The 660-nt window shown below is 44.2% G+C and carries 1 protein-coding gene; it reads right to left on the bottom strand.

Annotation, left to right across the window (positions count from 1 at the left end; translation table 11 throughout):
• Window positions 1–660 (bottom strand): IS66 family transposase (locus tag GSA01S_RS10375; RefSeq protein WP_157064838.1); only part of this gene is annotated, 660 nt, incomplete at both ends.

Here is a 660-nt window from a genome sequence, read left to right as displayed (position 1 = left end):
TGGACCCAATAGGTCAAGAATGACTTGGCGTCCTCTGCCTTCATCAAATTGATAAATAATCCCCTGTTCTGGTGTATCCTTGCCACTCATGAGAAGCCAAAAATAATTCTTCGCTTTTTGGCTCTCTAATACCCGATAGCTGGTTTCATCTGCGTGGAGAACTTCTTGTTGACGGAGCTTGTTTAAAAGTAAGTCACAGAGGTTCTGGAAATAGTATTGATAGGTGCGAATGTGCCAACCGCAAATCGTATCCCGACTTAGGGGCAGATTCATTTGTTTCCATTCCTGTTCTTGACGATAAGCGGGTAACTTCAAGCCATATTTTTGATGAATCGTTTGAGCGATCAATGATGCAGACCCCAAGCTATTGTTGAGGGGAGCTTTAGGAACGGGAGCCTTCACGATTTTGTCATTGGCCCCCTCTTTTTGAGTGCAACCCTCGCATTTATAAGAAGCTTGTTTATGAATGATTCGTTTCATATGAGCAGGAATGAAGACAAGCTCTTCACGAACAGCACTAGCACCTATCTGTTTCATCGATTCCCCACAGTCTGGACACTGGCAGTTTGAAAGTTCGTGTAGCTTTTCTTCGGCAGGGAACTGGTCGAGAATCGCCCGCTTGATCCCTTTATTCTTCTTTGCTTTACGCTTATGAGCCTT

The organism is Globicatella sanguinis NBRC 15551 (genome assembly GCF_001552295.1).
Lineage (GTDB): Bacteria > Bacillota > Bacilli > Lactobacillales > Aerococcaceae > Globicatella > Globicatella sanguinis.
This window is presented reverse-complemented; position numbering and strand designations above follow the sequence as displayed.